The following is a 26,174-nucleotide window of genomic DNA, read 5'->3' as shown; positions in this document are numbered from 1 at the left end:
TCGGCAACACGCACTCTTTTAGCAGCTCTTCATCATTACTGTTAAACGAGCTTAAAACGACCCCACTATATTTTTTGATTTTGATAAAAGCCATGTTATAATGGTCTCCATTAAATAATACTATAGGAGGATCGGATGATTCGAATTTCCAATCTAAAGCTTGAAATCACGAAGGCTAAAAATAATGATAATGAAGCAGCGGCATTAAAAAATGCCCTTCTGACCAAACTTAAAATTAAACCCCATGACTTAATCACCTTTCAAATATTTAAGAAATCCATTGATGCCCGCAAAAAAAGTGCCATTGCCTATATCTATTCGGTGGATGCCAGCCTCAAAAATGAGGGGGCCATTCTAAAAAAATGCGGTAAATCCGGGGTTATCCCCAGTCCGGATTTATCCTATCAACCAGTGACACCAGGGAATACCACCATGCGACACCGACCGGTGATCATTGGCCTGGGTCCCGCTGGTCTTTTTGCTGGTCTTAACTTGGCTAGAAACGGATACGCCCCGATTATTCTTGAACGGGGGGATGAGGTGGATATCCGATCCGCCAAGATTGACACCTTCTGGCAGACTGGAGAACTGGATCCCAACAGCAATGTCCAATTTGGGGAAGGCGGCGCCGGAACCTTTTCCGATGGTAAACTAACCACCCTGATTAATGATCCCCGCTGTCGAAGTATTCTAGAAGCGTTTATCGCAGCCGGAGCGCCGGAAGAAATCCACTATCTCAGTAAGCCCCATATCGGCACCGATCTGCTCCGCGAAACGGTAAAAACACTCCGCAAGGAGATCATTGCAAATGGTGGTGAGGTACGCTTTCGGTCCCGAGTGACTGATTTTTTGATTGAGGACGACCAGCTCACCGGATTAATTATCAATGAACATGAAACCCTTGACTGCCAGGTCGCTTTGCTGGGAATCGGTCACAGTGCCCGGGATACCTTTTATACCCTTCATCATCGAGGCGTCACCATGACCCCAAAAGCATTTTCTATCGGCGTGCGGATTGAGCATCCCCAGAACCTCATCAATAACGCCCAATATGGTCAAGCCGCCGGCACGATGGGACTGGGGGCTGCGGATTATAAGCTTTCCTATCATTCCCCCAATGGCCGCTCAGCTTACACCTTCTGCATGTGTCCCGGCGGCTATGTGGTAGCTGCTGCTTCTGAAGCAAACGGGGTTGTCACCAACGGCATGAGCGAACACCGACGCGATGGTGAAAATGCCAATGCGGCCTTGCTCGTCGGAGTGCAACCCGAAGACTTCGGCGACAGTCATCCCCTGGCCGGAGTCGCCTTTCAGCGTAAATGGGAAACCCTGGCCTTTACTCTGGGGGGCCAAAATTATTATGCCCCGGCACAGTTGGTGGGCGATTTTCTGGCGGATCGACCCAGCACCCATTGGGGGCAGCTTAAGCCAACCTATGCCCCGGGACTTAAGCTTGCTCAATTGAAAGACTGCCTGCCCGATTATGTGGTCGCCACCATGAAGGAAGCCCTGGTTCATTTTGATCAAAAGATGACTGGCTTTGCCATGGATGACAGTGTCATGACCGGGGTCGAAACCCGCAGTTCTTCGCCAGTTCGTATCAACCGCAACGATGATCATGTCGCCAATATTTCCGGACTCTATCCGATGGGTGAGGGCGCTGGTTACGCCGGTGGAATTATGTCTTCAGCGGTTGACGGAGTTAAAACTGCCGAAAAAATCATCAAACGATATGCCCCATTAAATCCGCCAAAATAGAACTTTGTATTTTCCATCCTCATCGCTCACATAAAAAAGCTCCTGAAGATTTTTTTCTCCAGGAGCACTTTTTTAACAAATTACATTATCTCAAATTTTTAAGCCTAATCCTGATGACCCTTAAACGGCTTTTAAAATTTCTGCAATTAAGCCCTCAATCTCTTGCTCTCTTTTTTTATTTTTCCAGCTGACAATAAAGGACTTTTCCACCGTGCCATCTTTTACTGCCACTGCAGATTTGATCTGTCGATTGGCCTTGTTTCCACCAGTAATTTTAGAAGCTAGCTGCTTAGTAACAAAACTAAAGACCCGTTTGCCTTGAAGAGATGAAATTTGTTCAAGATATTCCGCCATTACTCCCGCCAATGAGAAGGCCCATACCGGACTGGCAAAGATCACCACATCATAGGGCGAAACATCCGGCTTATTGGTAAATACAATCGGTGGCTTAACACCAGGAGCATCATCTTCCGGAATAACCTGTTCAATTTCTACCTCCAGCCCTTTATCTGCCAGAGCATCCCTCAGCCTTTTGGCAACTGAAAACGTATTGTTGGTTTTGGAAAATACAATAATGCCAATCTTCATTCTACTCTCTCCATTCTCTTGAAAATTTGAACCTGTCCAGAATACAAATAAAGTCCCCATACTTTTAATCATTAATAATTCTCTTATTGACACTAAGGTACCTCATTTTATTATTTTTTACAAGTCTTTTCTTTGATTCAGATAAGCGTTTTTTGGTTTATTCCCAAAATTCCTGACTAATAAGCTAACAGACTGAAACTATTTTATAACCTGTTTCGCAAAAAAAAACACAGACTCACAAGCACGTGATCTGTGTTTTTTATGTTTACTACTACACCAAAAAACCGGCAGAAAAACCGTTTGATCGGATAAATTGCTGATTTGCGCATTGTTTTATCACCGGCTCAATCTTTGTGCAAACGCCGCGTGAACGCTTCATCACGCATTCAATATAATTAGGATAGTCCGATTATTTCACCATCTTCGGTAATATCCATACCATTTGCAGCAGGCACTTTAGGCAGACCTGGCATGGTCATTATGGTTCCGGTGATCGCCACTACAAATCCGGCTCCAGCAGATAGTCGCACTTCTTTAACATGGATATTGAAGTCTTGAGGTGCGCCTAATAAGGTTTGATCATCTGAGAAGGAATATTGGGTTTTCGCCATACACACTGGTAGGTGGTCAAATCCCAGGGCCACAATCTCGTCCAGTTGTTTTTTAGCTTCTGGCTCGTATTCTACCCCATCCGCCCGGTAAATTTCTTTGGCAATGGTTTCGATTTTCTTTTCAAGCGGAAGTTCAAGCGAATAAAGGGGTTGATATTGAGATTCACCCAGGTCACAGAGTTGCACTACTTCTCTGGCCAGTTCCTCGCCACCTTTTCCGCCCTGCGAAAACACATCAGAAAGGATCACCTTGACATCTTTATGTTCGCAGGCTTTCTTTACCGCATCAAATTCTGCCTCCGTATCGGTCGGGAATTTATTGAGTGCGACAACAACCGGCACCTTGAATTTTTGGAGATTTTCCAAATGTTGGATCAGGTTAGCACTTCCTGAGGTGACGGCTTCTACATTTTCTTTGGAAAGTTCTGTTTTAACAACCCCACCGTTCATTTTCAGCGCCCGGACAGTGGCAACGATGACCACCGCATTAGGTTTAAGCTCGGCGTAACGGCATTTAATGTCAAAGAACTTTTCTGCTCCCAGATCCGCTCCAAATCCTGCTTCGGTGACCACATAATCCGCCAGCTTCAAGGCCGTTCTGGTGGCCAGAACGGAGTTGCAACCATGGGCAATATTAGCAAAGGGACCACCATGGATAAACGCCGGAGTGTTTTCCAGCGTCTGAACGAGATTGGGTTTAATGGCATCTTTAAGTAGCAATGCCATGGCACCGGTGGCTTCCAGATCAGCCGCTGTCACTGCTTTACCCTCGGTATTATAAGCCACAATCATTCGGCCCAACCGATCTTTAAGATCTGTGAGACTGGAAGCCAGACAGAGGATCGCCATAATTTCTGATGCTACGGTAATGTCATACCCGGTCTCACGCTCGACTCCATTGGCCCGACTTCCCTGAGCAACGGTGATCATTCGTAGAGCCCGATCGTTCATATCCACAACGCGCCGCCAAACAATCCGGTCCATATCAATATTTAGTGCATTTCCCTGGTGGATATGATTATCCAAAAGTGCTGCCAGCAAACTGTGAGCCGAGGTTATCGCATGGAAATCACCGGTAAAATGCAAGTTGATATCATCCATCGGGACAACCTGGGCGTATCCACCACCAGCTGCTCCGCCTTTGACTCCAAAACAGGGTCCCAATGATGGTTCTCTCAAGGTGGTTATGGTTTTTTTGCCAATATAATTCAAGGCCATTGAAAGACCTACATTAGTTGTTGTTTTTCCTTCTCCCGCCGGGGTCGGATTAATGGCCGTCACTAGGATAAGCTTCCCATCTGGCTGATCCTGGTTGTCTTTTAATACCGACAAAGATACCTTGGCTTTATGATTGCCATAAAGTTCCAGTTCATCTCCAGTGATCCCCAATTTTTCGGCCACCTGTGCAATCGGTTGCATTTTAGCTTCCTGTGCGATCTGTACATCTGTTTTCATCCTGTCATTCTCCTTTTTAAAATAATTTCCTGATTCTCTGAATCCCTTTTCAAATTGGCTATTCAACAATCGGCTACCGACTGTCGATTCTACGGGCATTGCATTTAAACATTTGTGGATTACTCATAATCTGCTTGGTTTTTTCAACCTCCTTTTACCAAAGCTCTGTTTATTACATCTTACATTTTTCTCTGCGATTAATTATGCACATGTATATACAGATTTTTCCATAGGTTACCATCTTTTATACTATCTGTCAATATTTTTCTATATCGAGACAATTTATTATCTTTACTTGTTTGTTATTTCTCAAACAAACTTTAGTAAGTGAAATATCTTGTTATTATTTTAACGTTTCCAAGCGATCAACCCACTATTTACTACTATTTTTTATACTTTCCTTTTTTTACAAATTCTATTCATAATTCTGTAAACGGTTAAAAAAAAACGCCCTGAACAGTGTCTTTGTTCGGAGCGTTTTAGATTTCATTCGTAAAAATAGTTATTTTTCCATTCTTATTGTGTCACTTATTTAACTAGTACATTATGTAATTCTAATATACTTTTTATATTCTCTCTATTTTTTCTGTCTCGTTATCAAAATTAGCCGCCATTTTTTTTATATATTAAGAAAATATTTTTAATTTCACGCTTTTCTTAACTAAAAATGATCCGATCAAGAAGCGATCATTTTACGCAAGCCCGACAATCTTACCGCCAATGGGCAACCAAAGTGTACAGAGTATGATAAAGGCCAGTTGCATCCAAATCGTTGCCTTTGGCATATCCGTCATCTTGTAATAACCAGCCGTATAGGTTATCAGCGGAATGGTATCAATGGGGAACAGATAACAATTACCGGCACACAATCCCAGAGTAATAATTAGCAATGCCGGATGAATACCCGTTGTTGCCGCCAAGCTGATAATTACCGGTGTCAACACCCCAATCAAAGCAGGAGCTACCGGTACAACCAACATAATGATAAAACACATTGCCGCGACAAAGAATACCCCTTCCATTGTTGAAATAGTCAGACTGGTGGGTAAGACATGAATGACAAACCATTCACTGACGCCATTGGTCACAATGGTGTTGGCAATACATAAAACCGTCCCAATCAAAACAAAAGAAGTCCAACTTACCGCTTTGATGTAGCGATCCCAGGTTAAAATATCGATCCCTGGCAGGAAAAATAGCGAACATCCTATCAGAGCAACCACGGTAACATCAATTCCTGATACAAAGGAACTGAGAATCCAGAAAAACATCATCCCTGAAGCGATGGTAATAACTTTCCATTCGATTTTTGAAATCTTTTCTTTTACGGCAATGGTTTTTAAATATCCCTGTATTTCTGACTGATCAATTTCAGCCGGCGGATATATTTTCATCAACACAAACCAGGAAAATGGCACCATTAACACAACAATGGGAATGGCACAAATCATCCATTGAATAAAGGTAATCTGAATACCGGCAATGTTTTGCAATAAACCGATAGTTAGGATATTAATCCCACTACCAGCAGGGGTCATGACTCCGCCGAGCATGATGGCGACCGGGATCCCGATCATTAGTGGTCTTGCTGTTTTTTTACGGTCCGCTTCATTTTTGAATAGTTTTAAAAAGCCTGCTCCAATTCCCATAAAAACAACCACCGTCGGCACATCCGTAACCACCGATGAGATCAGCCCTCCAGCAACCATGATTGCTAAAATACATGTTTTTACGTTTTTACCAAACTTCTCCAGTAAAAGATGGAGGACGCGTTGCACAATTGGCGTTGATGTCACTGCTTCAGCCAAACCAAACGAAGCCAGTACAAAAAACAACATCGTATTGCTAAATCCAACCAAGCCGGTTGCAAGATTTTTAGTTACGCTCAGAATTGGCAGCAAAGCCAGACTTAAGAAACAGATAACCCCTACTGGTAGTGCTTCTGTTATCAGCATGATCAAAAAGAAAATTAAAAGTCCTATGGTAATAAATCCAATATCCGTCAAACCTTCTGGAATTGGCAGAAGGAAAACTGCAATCAGTACCCCTATGCTCATGATCATTCCGAATAGCTGTTTTTTGTTCATAATCCACCTCAAGATATTTATCTCTAAAATAATACAGACAAGAAGTCGATTCAGATCTTGAAAAGACTTCCTGTCTGTAATCATAAACCTTCATCAAATCATAAATAAAAATTAGATTTGATTAGCGTATTTCCCTAAATCAAAACATTTCCTTTGACATTTTGTCTATTTCAGTATTAATTGTTTCGTATACACCGGGGAACGAGTCAATTGGCAAGCCGGAGGTCTGAGATGGAATAAAATACAGTTTTCCATTTTCTTGACAGGTTTTTTTAACATATTCAGCGACAATTTCCGGTGTCCAGCCCGGGAAATCAACAAGACCGCTATGGATACCACCCATAAAGGTAATCTTGTCGCCATATTTTTTGATCAATTCAGGAATATTATTGGTATTCATGACTCCCTGCCAGATATCAATGCCCATTTCAATCATGGATGGCACCAGGTTAGCTGCATAGCTATCGCTGTGGTGAACAATTAGTTCAACACCATTATCTTTATAATAGCCATAGATCTTCTTGTAAGCGGGCTCAAAAAATTCTTCAAACATTGCCGGTGAAATAAAAGAGTTAATCTGGCTGCCCCAGTCATCATGATGGAAAACAGCATCCGGATGAAGATGATCGACAAACTCTTTAGCCAACCGAAGTTCAAAATCCACCAGGTAGTCAATCAGTTCATGCATCGCTTCAGGTTCTTCATAATAAGCCATTAAGGCTTCTTCCATACTCATCAGATAATGAACATGTTCAAAAAGGCCCGGAGCAACAAAAACAGTAACATACTTGTCATTCCGATCAACAGCATTGGCATCAGCAATGGCAGTCGCCCAAGCTTCCTCGGGATATTCAAGTTTTGGTGCTTTCACGTAATCCCGCCACTTCGTAATATCTTTAATCACAATATGTTCTTTGTCATGAACCGGGAATGAACCTAACTGCCCTTCCGGCCAGCTCAAAGTAACACCCCATTCATTAACAATTTGCCCCCCTACTGGCGGTTTTAAACGGCTAATCGGAGTTTTCATCATTAACGCAAACGCTTCATATTGTTTGACAAAGCGGTCTGGATTTCCACCTTTTAATACTTCCGCAAGGTTTTGTCTTTTTGTTAGCATCATATTTTCTCCTTTTATGGTTTTTAAATGGATTTATCATTTCGAACCGAAGCGAGTATAACGCGCTTCGGTCGAAAAATAAGATTTATCCCTGTTGTTTTCGTTCAGCAACTTCTTTGTTCATTTCAGCCATTCTTGTTGGTGTTAATGTATATAGTCCAAACATTAACACTAATCCGATAACCATAATGATTGCTGGATATAATGCAAAGCCATTTTTAATTGCCTGTACCAGTTCTGGTGTTACCGCCATATCAGCTACGTAACCAACAGAACCTAAAACTGCTGCAATGATTACCGAACGGATAAAGATCGATATTTTTATTGGGAAACTGATCAGTGACATAATGAAACCGCGAGCATTTTTCCCTGTTTTCCATTCACCATAATCTACCGTTGCAGAGTACATGGCAACACCCAGTGAATCAGGCAAGCCATAGCCAATATAGGCAACAAACATAATAATCTTAAATGCGGTTGCTTCAAGCGGCATAAACCACACCAGTAATAAGCCGATAACTAAAAGACTCAGTGCGATCATGTAGGTTGTTTTTTCGCCTAGACGCTTGGCAATCGGTGCCGCAATCATGGCTGCAAAGAAGCTTGAAATGGTTAATCCTGTCATAAACAAAGCTAATCCCGGCAGATCTTCGATAACATATTTAAAGTAGTAGAATGCCATTCCAAAAATTACAAACCGACCTAAATATCTACCCAGTTCTACTAACATTAATCCCAACAAAGGCGGATTAACAACAATTTGTTTGAGCATTTCTCCAATAGACATCTTTTCAGCTGGTTTTCCAGCTTTAACTTCTGTACCGTTTTGAGCATATTCTTTTGTGATAACATAATAAATGATGTTACAAGTAATCATGATCGCACCAGTAATCGCTGCCATATAAGTATAGCCTAAAACTGGGTTGCCAACACCAGCGCCGATGGCAGTGATTGCTTTTACGCCAAAGTAAGAAAACGCCAGAGCACCAGCAGCATTAAACATCCCCCGGTTGCTGGCCATGGAGATTCGCTCTTCACGAATGGTGGTCAGTGAATTGTTCATCGAAATATGGGCTGCATAGAATGTATTCCAGACCAGATGACTGATGGCAAATCCTAAAAAGATAATAATGGCATTAATCTCTGCTGTGCCACCAATTTGTGAAAACTGCAAAATATAAAAGAGTGCCGCGACGGGTGGTCCAACCAGCAGCCATGAACGGTATTTACCCCATTTCATGTTGCTTTTTTCTAAAATAACCCCCGCGGTTGGTACTGCAACAATATCTACGATACTGGTTACCAATAAGATAGTACTTACCAAAGCCAACGGTATTTTTGCAAAATCTGTAAGAAATGCTGCAAAAAACATAACTTCAATATTGACCATGGTCTGAAATCCGAACGACGGCAATCCATAAAGATTAATGGCCGACTTTTTTAATGGTTTGTTCATCATTTTTTCTCCTTTTTAGTATAAACTTAAATATCAATTCCTTTTTTAATGGCTGTTTGCATCACATGCATGAACAGTCAGTCCTCATCTTCCAACAATCAAACACTTAATTTATCCATTCGTTCCTTCACCCGATATTTATTTTGCACCATCCCTTCCATATATGATGCAATTCTTTTACTACTCCTTTCTTAATATTATTCAAAATTTGACGGGGAAGCACTAAAGATTTTCAGAATTTTGTGATCTTTTTCGCAAACCGTAAATAAAATTGTAATTACTATTGCATTTTCAACATCATTGTACTCGTATTCAATGAGACTGTCAATGGTTTTTTTAGTAAAATATATCAGTTAATCTATTTTTGACGCCATTGTACTCGTTTACTTTTCGTATTTTTCTGAATAATCTATATTTTCTCGTTATCTGTCTCATTCTACATAGCAGCTTTTTATCACAGGTCAATCATCACCATATTATTTTTGTTTTTGATTTGCAATTTATTTCCGATCACATTTGTAAATTTTATTATTCCTCTTTTAGCTTGATTAGCCCTTTTTGTTTGTTGTTCTATTTCATTCCCTTTTTAGCATTCATTTAATCACACCCAAATAAAAAGAACCTCTTTCGAAGTTCTTTTTTTAAAATTACCCATTTTTTCAGTAATTTTACTTGTGGTCTGTTTATTAAAACTGTCTGAGTTTATTTTGTCAATGCGTACATACAAGAGTCTTGAATTACTCCATTTTTACAAATACTCTTTCGAAAAACACCTTCCAGTTCAAACCCAGCTTTTTCAAGCGTTCTTCGAGCCTTCTGGTTTTCTGAAAAAGGACGGGCATAAATTCTTACAACATCCGACTCTGCAAAGGCATTTTCACAGACTTGTTTAATCGCCTGGGTCATGATCCCCTTCCCCCAGAAGGGTTCGCCTAACCAAAAACCCAGCTCTCCGCTTTTACTGCTAACATCCTCCTGCATAAGTAAACTGATCGACCCGGATGCTAAATCATCAATAACAACCGCTCTGTTTAACAGTTTCCGTTTATTCTTATGAATACTTTTTGAAATAAAAAGATGTGCATCATCTAACGTATAGGGATAGGGAAATGTATTTCTCAGATTTCTCGCTATCTTTTCATTATTGGCCAGGGGTACGATACTTTCAGCATCACTCAGTTTCCACTCTCTTAGTCCAAATTCCATTTTCATAAACCTCCTATTATAATTCAATTCTTGCGTTTTTGTTAAAACCCAATTTGTGCACGTCTGCTTTATAATTTTCATAAGGTTAACACCTCTCACTATTTATGTCAATATTTTTCCTTTTTGCGACAATATATTGCATTTACTTGTTTGTTATTTCTCAAACAATTTTCAAAACAGAAATATATTGTTCGTTATTTAACAAATCAAGTTTGTCGGAATTACTAAGTTTGGGCGTTTATTATTCGGGTAACTTTAATATTTGTTTGCACTATATAATAATGGTTTCACATACTATTTTTCAAAATTTATATTTTAAGGTGAAACACTTTTTGATTTTTCTAGTATATTAAAAGGAAAATAATTGATATTTATTGGAGCAACTGTTTAGTTTGTTTTTTTGCTCGCTTTATTTTATATTTAACCGATGCTTGGCAAAATTATTTCTTGCTAGAAATTTCATATGATGTGATAACTTTAACAAATAACAAAACGAACAAAATTGCAAACTATTGCTTTTTTATTGCTTTCCTTCCTTTTTAACGTCTTTATTTTTATGTAATTTCTGATCACTTTCCATCGAAAATCAACGTGAAAACGATGCATAATTAAGCATTACTTAAGGAACGATTTCCTCCCGCTATCGTTTCTTCTTAATTAAATGGAACTAAATTAATTGGCATCTGCTCAATTGCAATCATTACAATTCATTATAAAAAAAGTGTTTCCTGTTATAACAGCAAACACTTTTTTTATAATGAATCAAAAGACTATAATTTTACGAACTACTTGTCTTTTACCTGATCGCAGTTAATTACACTATAAATTAAACCTGCTTAAATTATTAACTCATCCAGAATTCCAGATCCACTGGGTTTTGCCTGAATTCCGATTCTTAGAAATTAGTCTCTAGAATTCAATGACCTTTGGTTCGGCCGTAAAAGACGAAATAGTTGCTACTGCATCTTTTAAATATAATACTTGTGTATTGTCGTCATTGGCTGAGTACATATCTTGTAAGCTTGGGTAAGCATCCAACATACTTTGTTTTGCTTCAAGTCGATCATCTTCAACGGCAACTGCTTGAAGTCGGATCCATGTTTCACCATTAAAAGCTGAAATTTCAACCTTCGGATTTGTCATCATCTGTTTTGAAACAGCTTTTATTTTCCCTGTTTGAATATAAAGTTTGTCCTCAAAGATGTTGATTGTTCCGAAAGGACGAACGCGTGGTTGATCGCCTTCTTCCGTTGCTAAAAAATACGTACCGCAATTTTTCAAATAATCATACACTGCTTCCATTTTTTCTCCTTCGCTCATTATTGATTTGACATCTCTGCCAGTTATATTATAATTTTATATCATATAACAAATAATACAAGTACGATGTTTTAGTATTGTTACTACCTTATTAGATAGTATCCTCAGGAGGTATCATGGAAAACGATTTATTTGGCATCTGTCCATTTGTGACAACACAAAAAATTCTGACCGGAAAGTGGACGTTGCTTATTATGCACTGTTTAAGTGAACGCACCCTTCGATTTAATGAATTACAAAGAACACTCCCCTCTCTAACTTCCACCACGCTGACTAAGCAGCTACGAATGTTGGAAGATCACGGATTGATTATCAGAACCGTATATAATCAAATACCACCCCGGGTCGAATACTCGCTGAGCGACCTCGGAAAAAATTTCAAGCCAGTGTTGGATGAATTAGAAATTTGGGGGAACCAGTATATTGAATTTTTAAAAAATAAAAATCAGATCTCTGACCAAACTAACGATGATACCAATAAAAATGAAATGATGAGTTTTTAACAAATTTTTAAATCAAGACATTTTATAAAATAAAACAAGTAAAACAACAGGTGAAACGATGACCAATCAACCCGAAATAAAACTATCCGTCCGGAATCTGGTGGAATTTATGCTCCGTTCCGGAAATATTGATTCTAAATTTATCAGCAATGCCAGTGCTCTGGAAGGAACCCGAGCCCACCAGAAGGTACAAAAAGACAATCAGGACAAGGGCTATACCGCAGAGGTATCACTAAAATACAACCTCGCATATGAAGGCTTCTACTTCCTTATCGAAGGCCGTGCCGACGGCATCATCACCACTGACACGGGGGTTGTCGTGGACGAGATCAAGTCCACCAGCCAGTCCCTTTCGGACATCGACGAAGATTATAGTCAAACCCATTGGGCTCAGGCTAAATGCTATGCGTTTATTTATACTATCCAAAATGAGCTGCCAGAAATTGGCGTCCAGCTGACCTATTTTCAACGTGAGAGTGATGAGATCAAGCAATTTCTAAAAGTCTTTACCCAAACCGAACTGACCACTTTCTTTTATGATCTGATTAATCAATACCTGGTCTGGGCCAGCCTGACTAGCGACTGGGTAACCAAACGAAATGCCGCCATCAGGGCCCTGGATTTTCCCTTTGAGAGCTATCGCCGGGGTCAACGAGAGCTGGCGGTGGCGGTTTATAAAACCATTACCGAACATAAAAAGCTGTTTGTTCAGGCTCCCACCGGGATCGGAAAAACCATGTCCACCCTGTTTCCCGCGATCAAATCGATGGCTGAAGGGCATACCGCTAAAATTTTTTATCTGACCGCCAAAACCATTGTCCGGGAGGTGGCCGAGGAAGCCTTTGCTAAAATGGCGGACCAGGGGCTGGCTTTTAAAAGCGTCACCCTTACCGCCAAGGATAAAATCTGTTTTCAGGAAGAAACCATCTGTGATCCCGATCACTGCGACTACGCCCGGGGTCATTTCGACCGGGTTAATCCAGCTATTCTTGACCTGCTGGAGCAGGAAAACCGCTTGACCCGGCCGATCATTGAAGACTATGCTCACAAGCATCAAGTCTGCCCCTTTGAATTTTCCCTGGATTTAACCCTCTGGTGTGATTGCGTGATCTGTGATTACAACTATGTTTTTGATCCCCGGGTTTATCTCAAACGCTTTTTTACCGATAATGGCGGCGACTATACCTTTCTGATTGACGAGGCTCACAATCTGGTGGATCGGGCCCGGTCGATGTTTTCGGCCGAACTTTATAAAAAACCGTTTCTGGAACTGAAACGCCTGTTTAAGGATACCGATCCCGGTATCGCTAAAGCCCTGGGGAAAATCAACAGCCACATGATCGGGCTGCGGAAACTGGCTGAGATCAGCCAGCATTATCGCCAGCCGGAGGCCCCCAAAGATTTCTTGCCGCTACTGCTGAAGTTTATTAATCTGGCCGAAGCGTGGCTGGTAAAAAATGAGGGCAACGAATCCCACAAACAGCTGCTGGAACTGTATTTTAACGTCCTGACCTTTATGCGCACCGCCGAGTTTTACGATGACCGCTATCTGACCTACGTCGAAAACGCCAATGGTGACACCAAAATAAAGCTCTTTTGTCTGGACCCTTCCTACCTGCTGGGCGAAGCCATTAAGCGCGGCCGGGCTGCGATCTTTTTTTCTGCCACCCTGTCTCCCCTTAACTATTTTGCAGAAATTCTGGGTGGCGATCCTGACAGCTATAAAATCAGCCTGCCCTCTCCCTTCAATATCAAAAACCGGGAACTGCTGATTGCCGATACCATCTCAACCACCTTTCGAAACCGGGAAAAGACCTATCCCACCATTGCCACGTGTATCAAAGCCGTACTGGAGCAGCAGTCAGGCAACTATCTGGCCTATTTTCCTTCCTATAAATATATGAACGCGGTATTTGAGATTTTTACCGAAACCTACCCGGAGATCATCACCATCCGGCAATCCCCTGAAATGAACGAGGCCGACCGCGAGCTATTCCTGAATCAGTTCCGACCGAAACCCGGCACTGCCCAGGTCGGCATGCTGGGCTTCGGGGTGCTGGGCGGGATCTTTTCCGAAGGGGTGGATTTAAAGCACGAGGGACTCATCGGCGCCATTATTGTAGGTGTGGGTCTGCCTCAAATCTGTTTTGAGCGCGATATCATCCGCGATTATTTTAATGAAAAGAACAACGCCGGCTATGAATATTCCTACCTCTACCCCGGGATGAACAAAGTGCTTCAGGCCGCTGGACGGGTGATCCGAACCGAAACTGACCGGGGGGTGATCGTCCTCATCGATGAGCGGTTTGGCAGCCTCAGCTATCGCCAACTGTTTCCCCGTGAGTGGTTTCCCCACCGCCGGATTCGGACTGAGGCCGAGCTAAAAAAGGGTTTGCAGGATTTCTGGGCCATGCCTGAACCCCAAATTTGACGTAAAAAACATCTGCTGTCGTACTACGACAGCAGATGTCTGATGACCATGACAGGATGATAAAAAATCATCCGCGGTCCGCTAAAACCCATCACTTCTCGAATTTTCACCTGATTCTCTTTATTATAGCAGTGGCTTGGACACTGACTGCAAAAACCCTTGTTTTCGCCATAGCGGCAATGATCCAGGCGGTTCAAGGCATAGCTTAACAGAGCCTGGCACTCATCACACAGATGCTGCGAACGATGTTTTTTACGGCAATAGATTCTTATCATCAAGGTGAGGATTCTTCTTTCCTTGTCTATTTTTCGTATCATGCTTTATTCCCTATCTTTCCTTGCCCTCCACAAACCATTTGGGTGCTTCATAATAGAGACAGACCTCTTTATTCTGAATCCGGCAGGTATAGCGAATGCCCTGTCCGCCGACCTTCAGGGAAACACCCGGGCGCATATCCAAAACCCGGTCGATTATAAAAACCCGACCATCCTCCCATAAAACCTTTAAAGGAATAATTTTTCCATCTTCTTCAAATTTTGCAATCACCTGGACAAACTTTTTAATTGCCATTCTTCTCTAACACCTCCTTTAAAAGTAACCAATCGGATGGATAATGTGGTCTTTTTTGGGGTCCAGGCAGCTCATCTGATCCCCGATGGTGACCGCCCGCCGCACCGCCAGATTACCAAAACGCTTGCGCAAGTCATCGACGGTCTCATCAAGCCGAGCCTGCCGCACCCGGAGTTCTTCATTGCCAAACAGATCGAGCTGAATCGGGGTTGAGTCCGGTACCAGATCGGTGACCCGCACCCCCATGGAGCGGATATCCGAGCTAAAATCATAATTGTTTTCAAACAGTGCGATGGCCGCTTCCGCTATTTCCCGGGTCAGATCCGAGGGCTTGACCAGTTTCAACTGCCGGGTGAAGCTGTGTAATTCTTTGTTTCTTACATGGATCGCCACGGTCAGGCAATAGCAGCCGGTTTCCCGTAACCGCATGGCGACACTTTCGGTAAGCATGTAGATGATAAATTTCACATCCTTCAGGTCTTTTAAGTCCCGGGGAGTGGTGATGCTATTGCCAATGCTTTTAAGGATCCGTTCATTGCCGTTATAATGCTCGTCAAAGGATTTGACCGGGCTATCGTCCAACCCATTGGCAAACCGCCATAACACGGCACCCATTTTGCCAAATTGAAGCACCAGAAAATCCAGGGACGTTTTTGCCAATTGTCCGATTGTATAGATGCCATATTTCATCAATTTTTTCTTGGTTGAGCGACCCACATAGAGGAGATCTCCGACCTCCTGCTGCCAGACAATTTTTTTATAATTATCCCGGGTAATCACGGTGATGGCATTGGGTTTCTGGTAGTCCGAACCAAACTTGGCAAAGATCTTATTCCAGGAAACCCCAATGGACACCGTGATTCCCAACTCTTCCTGAATATCCCGGTTGATTTTTTCGGCGATCACTGGGCCGCTGCCGTAAATCCGGGCACTGTTAGTGACATCCAGCCAGGCTTCATCCAGGCCGAAAGGCTCCACCTGATCGGAATAGCGATTGTAAATCTTGCGAGCCAGCCGAGAGAAGCGCAGATACAATTCATAGTTAGGGGCCCGGACCACCAACTCGGGACATTTTGCCCGGGCCTGCCATAGCACTTCCCCGGTTTTGACGCCAGCTTCCTTGGCTTTCTGGTTCTTGGCCAAAATAATCCCATGGCGCTTCTCCGGATTTCCCCCTACCGCCACCGGGAGATTTCTGATTTCGGGATGATATAAACATTCCACATTGGCATAAAAACTGTTTATATCCGAGTGTAAAATAATCCGTTCCATGGCTCACCTTTTTTAATCTACCTCATTCAAATTAGTACATATGTTCTATTGGTATTCTATACCCACTGGCACTCTTTGTCAATGCCTAAATTCTTAACCTCACCAAATCCCTCTTAGCGTCATTTTTATTTCATGTCCAAATTGTAACATCGCTGTTTGTATACCATTTTCAACTTATCTGAAGATTAGGTGAAGGCTTACTGTTTTCGGGACAAAAGAAAAAACAGAGGGTATGATCCTCTGTTTTAAGAAATTTGTACGCTTACTCGTTTGCAGTTTTCAATCAATCGGAGCACCACTGCCAGCTAACATTTGTAATCGAGTAAACAGCGGTCGCTAAACCCTGCTGGCGGTATTCCCAGCCCCTGATTCAGTCTGGCCCAATAATTGACACTGGCAATGGTACTTGCCAACATAACGATTTCAGCTTCGGTAAATTCACAGGTCAGATTTTTAATGAATTGACCAGATAGATCGGGCGGGGTACGTGACAGACTGATGGCGTACTCCAGTGCCAGCAGCTCACGCAGGCTAAATGTATCAACAGACTGCACCTTCCGACGCCCCTGTAAGACTGCCAACTCGTCATCCGTTATCCCATTTTTAAGGATCCCGACGGCGTTCATGTCAATACAAAATGAGCAGGAGCAGATTAACGAGGCCTGGAGCCTAACTAGATTGAGTAGCCGCATCTCCTGATTATTCTTCCCTTTTGCAGTCATCATCTCCAAAACACCGGAACCAATGGCCGCTCTGGGATACCAGGTTAACATCCGGGCCGGCATCAGGTCTTTACCGGTTTCTTTTTTGGCGATGTACAATCCGATCCGAAGTAACAACGGTATTCTTTTCGGTGCTTTTATAAATGCTTTTGGTATTCCATTATTGCTATTTTTTTCTTTTTTACCCGTATTTTTCATTTTCCCCTCCGTTTATCTTTATATCGACTGTATACCATCATTATAACCAATTAAACACCGATCATAATCCGACTCCCAGAAACGACAACAGCCGGAGAAAAGTCTCCGGCTGTAGCTAAGTTTTATTTTATGATGGATTGGTTTAATCAGGGTGTAAATTATTCTCCAGCACTAACTATTTTCCGGCATTGATCAGATCAATTTCCGTAGTAATCGCTTCATAAACGCCGGGGTAAACACTACCGGGACCACCTTGGGTAATACAAGGGATGTAATAGTGTTTACCGCATCGGGCGACGGCTTTGCGCACTTCGGCGCCAACACTTTCCTGGGTCCAGTTTTCATCATCAATCAGGGAGTTGTCGATATCGCCCATGAACGAGATCTGGCCGCCGTACTTTTTAATGAGGTCGGGAACATTATTATTAGAAATACAGCCCTGCCAGATATCGATACCCATTTCGATCATCAGTGGTACCAGATTGGCGGCATAGGAATCGCTGTGATGGACCACCAGCTCAACACCGTTAGCCTTATAAAAGCCGTAGATTTTTTTGTAAGCCGGTACGATAAACTCGGCAAACATTTCCGGTGCCATAAACGAGTTCAGAGAACTGCCCCAATCGTCATGATGGAACAGACAATCTGGTTTGTAATATTTGATCAATTCCGCGGCATAGCGAAGTTCATATTCAACAATGTAATCAATTAAGGCATGCATTTCTTCCGGTTCCTCATAAAAACCCATCAGACAATCTTCCATCCCCATTAAATGATGGCATTGTTCAAAGACTCCCGGAGCCACAAAGACGGTGGCGAATACCTCGTTACGGTCAATTGCTTCAATGGCTGGTAAAAACGGGGCCCAGGCTTCGGCTGGTAAATCTGTTTTAGGGGCCTTAACAACGTCCCGCCATTTTGTAATATCCTGGAGCACCTTGTGTTCCTTATCGTGTAAGGGAAATGCTCCGGGGGTTCCCGCTGGCCAGGCAAAGGTAATGCCCCAGGCATTCTTTGCCGGTTCGCCACCAGGCATGGGAAAAGCGCCTTGTCCGGTAATCGGATCACCCATTATCATTCCGTAAATGGCATCGGTACACACAAAGGCCTCATACTGATTGACAAAGCGGTCCGGATTGCCACCTTTAATCGTTTCCAATAGGTTCTGTCGTTTCGTTAGCATAAATCATTTCCTCCTAAAAATAGTAGCGTTACACAATTTAAATGCGTATATATTTGTAAAATGAATTATATCACTAGTTTCAAAGAATTACAAGCATTACTTAACCGGTTAAATCTATATTTCTGATGACGTTATCATTGGCCTGTTGATAAGCTTTTTTAAAAATCCCATCAAGTTCGGGAGTTTCCTGATCCAAAGGGGATTTATTCCGCCTTTCTACTGTTTTAAATATAATTAAGAATTTGAAACCGTCTTGTATTGTGCATTCAATCTTTGGTCAGGATCTGCCTTATCGAGCTCCTATTCAATCACATTTTCTTCGATTACATCCTTAATGAACACCCCCACCAGAACCGGATCAAACTGAGTGCCGGCATTACGCTTTAACTCATCAATGGCGTCCTTTTTTGTCATTGCTTTGCGATAGGGTCGGTCCCGGGTCATTGCATCATAGGCGTCCACAATAGCTAGAATCCGGGCCAACAGGGGAATTTCATCGGTTTTTAGACCTTGGGGGTAACCGGCGCCATCCCAGCGCTCATGGTGACAAAGAATATATTCAGAGATCTTGCGCAATTCCGGCACTGTCTGAGCAATTCGATAGCCTACCTCAGGATGCTTTCTGACTTCCAGCCACTCATCATCAGTCAATTGACCGTTTTTTTGAAGTAGCTTGCTGTCGATGCTAATTTTTCCGATATCATGAAGGGTTGTCGCCAATTCCAAAGCTACCAGTTCCTCCTGATCCAGCCCCAAGACCTGCCCCAATTGCTTAGCCATACTGGCCATCCGCTCTGCGTGTTCTTCGGTTTCGTTACTTTTTTCAAAGAGGGTGGTTTTAATGGAATTCAGGACGGTAGAATGAAAACTTTTATAGTCCAGTAGTTTTTTTCGGTACATCGACTCCTCGGCTAACCTGAATACTTTTTCAAAAGGTTCCTGCTCCCGGGTTTTGGTGGCAAATCCCAACGAAATACTTGTAATAATCCGTTCATTATCCAGCTCGTATCCAGCTTTGCAGGCTTTTTTAATTTTTTCAACCAGAGCTCCGGTTTCCCGATAAGAAGTCTGGGGTAGCAACATAACAAACTCATCCCCGCCGGTTCTCACCAAGACATCTTTTTCTCTGGCGCAAGAAGCCAAAATCCTGGCGATGCTAATTAACAGTTTGTCCCCTGCGCCATGGCCAAAGGCATCATTAATCAATTTGAGTCCATTAATGTCTCCAATGATTAGAGATAACGGTAAATAATCGTGATGATCCAGCCGCTGCCGTTCTTTTTCATAATAGCCCCGGTTATGGAGGCCGGTAAGGGCATCGTGCTGGCTCAGAAAGAGCATCTCAGCTTCTGTTTTCTTACGTTCGGTGATATCCCGGCTGACCCCGATTAATCCCAGAATCTGAGCATTGTGATCATAGTAGGGCGTTTTCAGGGTTTCCAAAATAACTTCTTGTCCATCCGGATAGGTCACGAATTCTTCATTCCGACGGGATTTTTTTTCCTTCATCATCAGTTGATCCATATCGCGAAATAAGGTTGCCATTTTTTCGTCAAAGAGATCAAAGTCAGTGAGCCCCACCAATTCGTCCTTGGGTTTACCGGCAAAACCTTCGAAGGCTTTGTTGCAACCGAGATATACACCCGCCTTATCTTTATAAAAAACCAGGTCTGGCAGCGAATCCAGTAGTGAACGCAGCAGCGATTCTTTTTTCTGGTATTCATAATAGAGGTGTTTATAACTTTCCCGGCTTTCCCGCAGATTTTTCTCTGCTTCCCGATTTTTGAATGCCTGAAGCATCACCAGGCATAGCAGTAAAGTTCCCAGAGGATAGATAATCAGCACTGGCAGAGTAATGACCTGCAGAACATCAAACCCTTGTTGATTGGGCAAGGTCAGCATACAAGCCAACATGGCGAGATGGACAATCACGCCAAACAGGTACAGCTCCGGCCAGACTTTTTTAGGCTTTTGGCGTATTTTCTTCAACCGATATCGATACCAGCACAGCCCAATTAGAGCGGAGGTCACTGTCACTAACACCCCGGTGAGAGCCCCACCACCGCCTAAATAAATCCGATAAAGCGAGATTATCAGGGTGGCCATGATGGTGGGCAAGTAACCGAGAAATAGTCCCGTTACACTAATCAGAATCGATCGGGTATCGAAGATGATCCCATTTGAAAAACTAACGGTATTCATCATTAGCAGAATCCCCACCCCACCCAAAAAAACACCGAAAGCAACCTCCAACCATTTTTTGCGATAGGTGTTTGCAAAACTCAATAAATCCCTTGGATAAGTCATTTCTTGTATAGTATATTTATACAGCTCCTCACCAAATCAGCTTATATTTATCCAAAATTGGTTTGGAATAGCTTATTTACGTCAGTTTTTATAATTAGTTTCGCAATTACCTATTTTTTGCGACGCTCGTCAAAGTGGATAAAAAAGAGATTGTAAACAATGCTGATGGAGAGCAGCAGGGCAGTATTAAATAATAGATCCTTAATCAGTTCGGCTGACATGGTTTCTCCTCTTTTCCGATTGAGCTGTTTTACTTATGCTTCGGAAACTTTCGTACTTTCCTCAATCTCCCGCTGTTTCTTTTTTGTCAATTTCTTTAGTACCGTCTGATAAGCCAATTGAATACAATCAACTAAAACTGCCTCTGGCACATTTTTATCAAGCATGATTGAATTCCAATGCTGTTTGTTCATATAATACCCAGGAATAATATCGGGGTAACGGGAGCGGAGGATTTCTCCATCACCGGGTGGCAATTTGACTGTCAATAATGAATCGCCAACCTTATTTTCTCCACGCATGGCAAACATCACATCGCCGACAAAATATCGAACCGCATCCCATTCGTGTTGATAATCCCGGGACGTGCCCGGTAAAGGTTCTATTGTATTTTCGATCAGTTCATCCCATTTTTCACAAGGTTTCATCATAATCTCCTTTCCTATTCGCAGGGTCTTCGTATTCATTAGCATTTTAGAGTTCAAATTCCTCCAGATCATCCGGCACCAGCAGGTTTCCCGCAAAAAATGGTTGCCCTTCGGCAATGTACAGGGCCTTTCGGTTGGCCAAATTGCGATCTTCGGTATGATAGAGTATCAAGTTGACCACTTCCAGCCGGGCCCCGATTTCACAGGCATCCTTAACGGTGGTATGAAACTTTTCATAAGGCTTAAACCGCTCTCGTTCAGCATAAAGGCAAAAGGCCTCATGCAACAGCCAGTCGGATTGGAAAGCATACCGATATTCATGATCTTTATAGGGTTCATCTCCTAGAAAAGTTAATTTTCTTCCCGACTCCAGCTTTATTGTAAAGCCAAATTGTTTGGCTTTTTGAGATTGAATATCAAAAAAAGTTACCTTATTACCTAAAATTTTTTTGGCCTTCCCATCTTTCACAATTCTAAAGAAAATCCGTTCACCAATAAGTTTAACAAACTTTTCAGGAAGTGTTAGTTTCACTATTATCATGGCTGTTTTATTTAACTGCGGATGGCAATAGATATTTAAATTACCTTCGTATTTTCCGCTGCGGATTTTAGCAGCAATCATCCGGATCAACCAGATTAGTCCGAGCAAATGATCTGTGTGCTCATGGCTGATAAAAATATCATGAATCTGTTCTAATCCAATTTCAGCCTTTTCCAACTGGGTCAGTATTCCGTTTCCCCCGCCGGCATCAACCAGAAAATAATTGTTTCCCTTTTGTATTGCAAAACAAGTATTATAACACCGCGTGACAGCTGCATTGCCAGTGCCCAGGATAATTAAACGTTCCTTCACTCTTATTCCTCCACTAATTGCATCATTTGCTGCTTTTTAATTGATTATACTCGAAAATCCTGGATTTATCCAGTGGTCCTATCGCAACCCCAGCGCCAAACGTTAAACTTTTCACGATTCTGCTATTTCTAAAAACTATTTGCAGCAATTTTCACTAACAGCAAATCGTTTAAACACAATTTGACTTATCTGTCTAATGATGTTAGACTAAACTTGTCTAGTGTTATTAGACAAGGAGGCTTTGATGAAAAAATATAAACTGGGGGAAATGGAGCAACGATTAACCGAACTCATTTGGGAAAATGCACCGGTCTCCACCCGGGACTTAATAGCGCTGTGCGCGGAAGCCTTTAACTGGAAGCGAACGACGACCTATACCATGCTTAAACGCCTCTGTGACCGGGAGCTGTTTGTCAATGACAGCGGCATCGTTAGGATTATTGTATCAAAAGATGATTTTTTAAGTAAGAAGGGCGAAGCCTTTCTCGCCGAAACCTTTGACGGCTCGCTACCGCGATTTATCGCGGCATTTACCCGTCGCCGGAAATTAAATGAGCAAGAAGTCCACGAGCTGCAGCAGCTAATTGACGAATACCGGGAGGAATAAACATGTTTGAAGCGATTTTTATCGAAGTTCTTAATCTGAGTTATATCGGGAGCATTGTAATTCTGGCTGTTCTCATGGCCCGATTACTACTAAAAAAAGCACCAAAGCGCTACACTTATATCCTCTGGTCAGTAGTGTTACTAAGACTGCTGCTTCCCTTTTCTTTTGCTAGTGCACTTAGTCTCCTGCCGGTTAATCCAAAGCCGATCCCTACTGACCTTTCAGTGGCAGAAACACCACAGATCATCACTGGCATTGCTGCGGTTGATGTCCCCATCAACAACGCACTGCCGACACCGGAAGTCGTCACCAGTGTTAATCCGTTGCAGATTTTTTTCATGATCGCTTCCGTTATTTGGGTCATTGGTATGTCAGCTCTTCTACTTTACGGTGTAATCTCTTATATCAAACTAAAGCATCGTTTGAAAAAAGTAACTATTGATAAAGACAATCTCTTCATTTCCGACAAAGTCCTAACGCCCTTTGTGCTGGGGTTTATCAAACCTAAAATCTATTTACCGGTTAATCTGGATGAAATAGAGAAAAAACATATCCTCTTGCATGAACAAACTCATATCCGAAGATTTGATCATGTGATCCGCTTTGTCAGCTATCTGATTTTATCTATCCACTGGTTTAATCCACTGGTTTGGGTTGCTTTTTATGTCAGTGGCAAAGATATGGAAATGGCCTGTGATGAAGCCGTGATCAATCAGTTGGGTTATGAAATAAAAAAAGATTATTCCCAATCCTTATTAAATCTGGCAACAGGTAAACGAAACCCGCGACTATCGCCCTTGGCTTTTGGTGAAGGCGATATAAAAGGAAGAATCCGAAACATCCTTACTTTAAAGCAACCAAAATTCTATGTCGTTGCCGCTGCGGTGATTATTCTCGTCGGCACGATGATCGGACTGATAACGAATCCTTCCGACACGAGTGCCTGGTTAACGGAAAAAGAGATTATCAATACCTTTAACGCCCATAATCTGGCAATGGAAAAAGACCGCAACAAAAACCCTGCGGATTATGCCATTGGCGGTATTGAACCGGGAATTTTCCGGTTGAAAGCATATGATGGCACCATCTATATTTATATTTTTGATAACATGGATAAACGATATGATAACTTTGTTCGTTGGGACTTTGGCTATAATAACATTGTCTTCGATGGGTCGGTTAATGCCTATCATTCAAAAAATGCCTCCGTTGTTTTAGAGGCACCGTTTGGAAATGGCGATCTTCTGGAAGCCAATGAGTCCAGCGAATTTCACAAGTTGGCAACCATCATTTTCGACACCGTTTTTCTATATTTAAACGACGGAAAAACCGTTGTCTATCATGGTGAAAGCCAACACTGGCGTGGTACCTATACCTCAAAATATTATAATAATCCGATTGAGGATGAGGATGGCCGACTGCATATGGATGCCTATGGTTGGGAGACATCTCAGTTAGTTTATCGTGGTGATGATCCGGAGCGGGTTGGAAGTATCTCATATAAATATGATCGCACTGGCGGTGGCGGTGGCGGAACTGGCTTGCGGGTGTATGACGACGGAATTGTTAATTTAGGGGGCGGTTCCGGTAATGGGCCGATGTCAACTCCTCCTCAGGAAGTTACCATCACCGTGATGTGGAATGATCAGGAAGAAAGTCTTGTCTTGCAACCTTGAACAAATTTGACCGACTAAGTTCTTAGTGTCTGGAATGGCATCAGAATTCGTGTCACTCGTCTCTGATGCCAATGGGTTCACTCTAAAATACCCGGCAAGATCAATCAGATCCGGCTCTTTCAAACCATATCTGATTGGCATTATTTGGGGAATCCCGGTTGTAATACCCTAAAGAATTCCAGTTAGCACCTTTGCTACTTTGGGTTAATCATTTTTTGCATCTTATTTTGATACATTTTTTTATCTGCCGCATTTATCACCGCATTGATACTTAATTTGTTATCAACACATAATTCAAGTATTCCGTAGCTAAACCCATGCTGGTATGGTTTTTCATTTTTCTTATCATAGTCTTCTAATTTGTAGTTAATCCGCTGGATTACTTTTTCAGCATCCGATTCAAAACAACCAGGAAAAATAATTAGAAATTCATCTCCACCTATTCGGCTAATTGTATCGATCTCACGCACTGATTCTTTTAAATTCTCAATAATAAGATTAATCAAAATATCCCCCTCTTCATGTCCATAGGTATCATTTATTTTCTTGAGACCATCAATATCAAGAAAACATATTGATAAAGGTGCATCTATCCTATGTTTAAACAACAGCTCCTGTTCTAAAATCATAAGACCGGTTCTCCGATTTGAAACACCTGTCATTGGATCAGTAAATGCATAGTATTCCAGCTTTTCCTGTTGTTTTTTTAATATTTGATCCATTTCTTTTCTTTCGGTTATGTCATTGAATAAAATAACGGTTCCTCTGTATTTTTCACTGACATCCAACATTTTTCTGAATTTTATCATAAATGTTTTTTGACCCTTTTTTGTTTCCATTGTTTTTTCGATTATAACTTCTTTTTCATTTAAATCCATAAATTTATCAAGTTCTCTATTTAACCAGTCGAACTCCTTTTCCGTATTAATATTTCCATAATATTTCATGCCGGAAACAGCAAAGTCAAAAAAAACTTCAGCTGCTTTATAATTAATGTTTTCAATATTGTTATTTTTATCAACGAGAATAATCGGATCATAAATACTTTCGAAAACTGTGAGATATTTATTTTTTTCATTTGTGATAACTCTGTTTGATTTCTGAAGTTCCTCCAACTTTTGTTTTTCAGATAATCCCGACCACTCTAACGCAAAACCCAATTCAAGTTGATCAAAATACCGTTTGATATATAATGAGCAATATCTTTTTTCTTCTACTGAAAAGTTACTTTCATAAATGAGATCTTCATATGCTTGTTGATAATATTTCATAAAACTAAGAAACATGCCTAGGGTAACACCTCGTGAGCGATGTTTTTGGGCTTCAATTATCCCAAATTCAGCAACTTCACTTGTAGTGAAATCATCATCTGGTCCCATTTCAGGGATAGCATCGTTCTTTTCAATGACTTTTACTAACGCCTTCGAAAGGCCTGCTATTGACATCCGCCAAGCCTCTTTTAAGGTTGATGTATATTTTGTATAATTTCTTTCTTTCCCATAATTTAGTGCTTTTTCCATAAGAACATGGATAGGCTATACTTAACTGGACAGATTTACTAAGGTCATATAAACTAAATCCATAAAATGAAGGAGAACCAATAT

At 41.8% G+C, this 26,174-nt stretch carries 22 protein-coding genes; 5 read left to right on the top strand and 17 right to left on the bottom strand.

Annotated features, from left to right (window positions below):
- Positions 1 to 135 precede the first annotated feature (135 nt).
- Positions 136 to 1,758 (top strand): NAD(P)/FAD-dependent oxidoreductase, encoded by a 1,623-nt coding sequence (locus U2P91_RS11575; protein ID WP_322519666.1) that lies wholly within the window; start codon positions 136 to 138, stop codon positions 1,756 to 1,758.
- A 120-nt stretch (positions 1,759 to 1,878) separates the two neighbouring features.
- Here the strand turns inward: U2P91_RS11575 and U2P91_RS11570 are convergent, their stop codons facing one another.
- The 7 genes from U2P91_RS11570 to U2P91_RS11540 form a co-directional block, all read right to left on the bottom strand.
- Complete coding sequence (locus U2P91_RS11570) at positions 1,879 to 2,418, bottom strand: flavodoxin family protein (protein WP_322519665.1); 540 nt, start codon at positions 2,416 to 2,418, stop codon at positions 1,879 to 1,881.
- A gap of 323 nt (positions 2,419 to 2,741) precedes the next feature.
- Complete coding sequence (locus U2P91_RS11565; protein ID WP_322519664.1) at positions 2,742 to 4,412, bottom strand: formate--tetrahydrofolate ligase; 1,671 nt, start codon at positions 4,410 to 4,412, stop codon at positions 2,742 to 2,744.
- A gap of 692 nt (positions 4,413 to 5,104) precedes the next feature.
- Positions 5,105 to 6,499: an SLC13 family permease gene (locus U2P91_RS11560; protein WP_322519663.1), complete on the bottom strand. Its 1,395-nt coding sequence runs from the start codon at positions 6,497 to 6,499 to the stop codon at positions 5,105 to 5,107.
- A gap of 139 nt (positions 6,500 to 6,638) precedes the next feature.
- Positions 6,639 to 7,619, bottom strand: a complete 981-nt coding sequence (locus tag U2P91_RS11555; protein WP_111889638.1) for a uroporphyrinogen decarboxylase family protein — start codon at positions 7,617 to 7,619, stop codon at positions 6,639 to 6,641.
- 85 nt (positions 7,620 to 7,704) lie between these two features.
- Positions 7,705 to 9,075, bottom strand: a complete 1,371-nt coding sequence (locus tag U2P91_RS11550) for an MFS transporter (protein ID WP_111886432.1) — start codon at positions 9,073 to 9,075, stop codon at positions 7,705 to 7,707.
- Positions 9,076 to 9,777: 702 nt separating this feature from the next.
- Entirely contained in the window at positions 9,778 to 10,287 is a 510-nt protein-coding gene (locus tag U2P91_RS11545; RefSeq protein WP_242988550.1) for a GNAT family N-acetyltransferase, read from the bottom strand.
- 903 nt (positions 10,288 to 11,190) lie between these two features.
- Complete coding sequence (locus tag U2P91_RS11540) at positions 11,191 to 11,583, bottom strand: pyridoxamine 5'-phosphate oxidase family protein (RefSeq protein WP_111886431.1); 393 nt, start codon at positions 11,581 to 11,583, stop codon at positions 11,191 to 11,193.
- A 134-nt stretch (positions 11,584 to 11,717) separates the two neighbouring features.
- Here U2P91_RS11540 and U2P91_RS11535 point away from each other — a divergent pair, with 134 nt between their 5' ends.
- Positions 11,718 to 12,104 carry a helix-turn-helix domain-containing protein gene (locus tag U2P91_RS11535; protein ID WP_322519662.1) on the top strand — a complete coding sequence of 129 codons (387 nt, stop codon included), beginning with the start codon at positions 11,718 to 11,720 and terminating at the stop codon, positions 12,102 to 12,104.
- A 58-nt stretch (positions 12,105 to 12,162) separates the two neighbouring features.
- Positions 12,163 to 14,535: an ATP-dependent DNA helicase gene (locus U2P91_RS11530; RefSeq protein ID WP_322519661.1), complete on the top strand. Its 2,373-nt coding sequence runs from the start codon at positions 12,163 to 12,165 to the stop codon at positions 14,533 to 14,535.
- A gap of 23 nt (positions 14,536 to 14,558) precedes the next feature.
- Here the strand turns inward: U2P91_RS11530 and U2P91_RS11525 are convergent, their stop codons facing one another.
- From U2P91_RS11525 to U2P91_RS11490, 8 genes are all read right to left on the bottom strand, one after another.
- Positions 14,559 to 14,852 (bottom strand): nitrous oxide-stimulated promoter family protein, encoded by a 294-nt coding sequence (locus U2P91_RS11525; RefSeq protein ID WP_322519660.1) that lies wholly within the window; start codon positions 14,850 to 14,852, stop codon positions 14,559 to 14,561.
- A 10-nt stretch (positions 14,853 to 14,862) separates the two neighbouring features.
- On the bottom strand, positions 14,863 to 15,105 hold the full coding sequence (locus tag U2P91_RS11520; RefSeq protein WP_204355440.1) for a hypothetical protein: 243 nt from the start codon (positions 15,103 to 15,105) through the stop codon (positions 14,863 to 14,865).
- Between the two features lie 18 nt (positions 15,106 to 15,123).
- Positions 15,124 to 16,377: a DNA polymerase IV gene (gene dinB / locus U2P91_RS11515; RefSeq protein WP_322519659.1), complete on the bottom strand. Its 1,254-nt coding sequence runs from the start codon at positions 16,375 to 16,377 to the stop codon at positions 15,124 to 15,126.
- A gap of 305 nt (positions 16,378 to 16,682) precedes the next feature.
- Positions 16,683 to 17,297, bottom strand: coding sequence for a carboxymuconolactone decarboxylase family protein (locus tag U2P91_RS11510; RefSeq protein ID WP_322519658.1), 615 nt, complete (start codon positions 17,295 to 17,297; stop codon positions 16,683 to 16,685).
- 175 nt (positions 17,298 to 17,472) lie between these two features.
- Positions 17,473 to 18,480: a uroporphyrinogen decarboxylase family protein gene (locus tag U2P91_RS11505; protein ID WP_111886426.1), complete on the bottom strand. Its 1,008-nt coding sequence runs from the start codon at positions 18,478 to 18,480 to the stop codon at positions 17,473 to 17,475.
- 300 nt (positions 18,481 to 18,780) lie between these two features.
- Positions 18,781 to 20,766, bottom strand: coding sequence for an HD domain-containing phosphohydrolase (locus U2P91_RS11500; RefSeq protein ID WP_322519657.1), 1,986 nt, complete (start codon positions 20,764 to 20,766; stop codon positions 18,781 to 18,783).
- A 275-nt stretch (positions 20,767 to 21,041) separates the two neighbouring features.
- Positions 21,042 to 21,434 (bottom strand): MmcQ/YjbR family DNA-binding protein, encoded by a 393-nt coding sequence (locus tag U2P91_RS11495; RefSeq protein WP_111886424.1) that lies wholly within the window; start codon positions 21,432 to 21,434, stop codon positions 21,042 to 21,044.
- 46 nt (positions 21,435 to 21,480) lie between these two features.
- Complete coding sequence (locus U2P91_RS11490) at positions 21,481 to 22,287, bottom strand: MBL fold metallo-hydrolase (RefSeq protein ID WP_111886423.1); 807 nt, start codon at positions 22,285 to 22,287, stop codon at positions 21,481 to 21,483.
- Positions 22,288 to 22,531: 244 nt separating this feature from the next.
- Between U2P91_RS11490 and U2P91_RS11485 the strand changes: the two genes are divergently transcribed.
- Positions 22,532 to 22,894 carry a BlaI/MecI/CopY family transcriptional regulator gene (locus tag U2P91_RS11485; RefSeq protein ID WP_111886422.1) on the top strand — a complete coding sequence of 121 codons (363 nt, stop codon included), beginning with the start codon at positions 22,532 to 22,534 and terminating at the stop codon, positions 22,892 to 22,894.
- 2 nt (positions 22,895 to 22,896) lie between these two features.
- On the top strand, positions 22,897 to 24,570 hold the full coding sequence (locus U2P91_RS11480) for a M56 family metallopeptidase (RefSeq protein ID WP_111886421.1): 1,674 nt from the start codon (positions 22,897 to 22,899) through the stop codon (positions 24,568 to 24,570).
- Positions 24,571 to 24,764: 194 nt separating this feature from the next.
- Here U2P91_RS11480 and U2P91_RS11475 read toward each other — a convergent pair whose 3' ends face one another.
- Together U2P91_RS11475 and U2P91_RS11470 are read right to left on the bottom strand one after the other, a co-directional pair.
- On the bottom strand, positions 24,765 to 26,015 hold the full coding sequence (locus U2P91_RS11475; RefSeq protein ID WP_322519656.1) for a diguanylate cyclase: 1,251 nt from the start codon (positions 26,013 to 26,015) through the stop codon (positions 24,765 to 24,767).
- On the bottom strand, positions 25,972 to 26,174 hold a 203-nt coding region (locus U2P91_RS11470; RefSeq protein ID WP_322519655.1), incomplete at its 5' end, for a hypothetical protein. The genes U2P91_RS11475 and U2P91_RS11470, both read right to left, overlap by 44 nt.

It is taken from the genome of Acetobacterium sp. K1/6 (assembly GCF_034438075.1).
In the GTDB taxonomy this organism is placed as follows: domain Bacteria; phylum Bacillota; class Clostridia; order Eubacteriales; family Eubacteriaceae; genus Acetobacterium; species Acetobacterium carbinolicum.
This window is presented reverse-complemented; position numbering and strand designations above follow the sequence as displayed.

What these genes read in the sequence shown, in the direction of transcription:
- U2P91_RS11520 (WP_204355440.1), bottom strand. Translation starts at nt 15,105, where the DNA reads ATGGCAATTAAAAAGTTTGTCCAGGTGATTGCAAAATTTGAAGAAGAT.
- U2P91_RS11480 (WP_111886421.1), top strand. Translation starts at nt 22,897, where the DNA reads ATGTTTGAAGCGATTTTTATCGAAGTTCTTAATCTGAGTTATATCGGG.
- U2P91_RS11570 (WP_322519665.1), bottom strand. Translation starts at nt 2,418, where the DNA reads ATGATTAAAAGTATGGGGACTTTATTTGTATTCTGGACAGGTTCAAAT.
- U2P91_RS11555 (WP_111889638.1), bottom strand. Translation starts at nt 7,619, where the DNA reads ATGCTAACAAAAAGACAAAACCTTGCGGAAGTATTAAAAGGTGGAAAT.
- U2P91_RS11505 (WP_111886426.1), bottom strand. Translation starts at nt 18,480, where the DNA reads ATGCTAACGAAACGACAGAACCTATTGGAAACGATTAAAGGTGGCAAT.
- U2P91_RS11575 (WP_322519666.1), top strand. Translation starts at nt 136, where the DNA reads ATGATTCGAATTTCCAATCTAAAGCTTGAAATCACGAAGGCTAAAAAT.
- U2P91_RS11560 (WP_322519663.1), bottom strand. Translation starts at nt 6,499, where the DNA reads ATGAACAAAAAACAGCTATTCGGAATGATCATGAGCATAGGGGTACTG.
- U2P91_RS11530 (WP_322519661.1), top strand. Translation starts at nt 12,163, where the DNA reads ATGACCAATCAACCCGAAATAAAACTATCCGTCCGGAATCTGGTGGAA.
- dinB (WP_322519659.1), bottom strand. Translation starts at nt 16,377, where the DNA reads ATGGAACGGATTATTTTACACTCGGATATAAACAGTTTTTATGCCAAT.
- U2P91_RS11545 (WP_242988550.1), bottom strand. Translation starts at nt 10,287, where the DNA reads ATGAAAATGGAATTTGGACTAAGAGAGTGGAAACTGAGTGATGCTGAA.
- U2P91_RS11550 (WP_111886432.1), bottom strand. Translation starts at nt 9,075, where the DNA reads ATGAACAAACCATTAAAAAAGTCGGCCATTAATCTTTATGGATTGCCG.
- U2P91_RS11495 (WP_111886424.1), bottom strand. Translation starts at nt 21,434, where the DNA reads ATGAAACCTTGTGAAAAATGGGATGAACTGATCGAAAATACAATAGAA.
- U2P91_RS11565 (WP_322519664.1), bottom strand. Translation starts at nt 4,412, where the DNA reads ATGAAAACAGATGTACAGATCGCACAGGAAGCTAAAATGCAACCGATT.
- U2P91_RS11485 (WP_111886422.1), top strand. Translation starts at nt 22,532, where the DNA reads ATGAAAAAATATAAACTGGGGGAAATGGAGCAACGATTAACCGAACTC.
- U2P91_RS11525 (WP_322519660.1), bottom strand. Translation starts at nt 14,852, where the DNA reads ATGATACGAAAAATAGACAAGGAAAGAAGAATCCTCACCTTGATGATA.
- U2P91_RS11540 (WP_111886431.1), bottom strand. Translation starts at nt 11,583, where the DNA reads ATGGAAGCAGTGTATGATTATTTGAAAAATTGCGGTACGTATTTTTTA.
- U2P91_RS11535 (WP_322519662.1), top strand. Translation starts at nt 11,718, where the DNA reads ATGGAAAACGATTTATTTGGCATCTGTCCATTTGTGACAACACAAAAA.
- U2P91_RS11510 (WP_322519658.1), bottom strand. Translation starts at nt 17,297, where the DNA reads ATGAAAAATACGGGTAAAAAAGAAAAAAATAGCAATAATGGAATACCA.
- U2P91_RS11475 (WP_322519656.1), bottom strand. Translation starts at nt 26,015, where the DNA reads ATGTCAATAGCAGGCCTTTCGAAGGCGTTAGTAAAAGTCATTGAAAAG.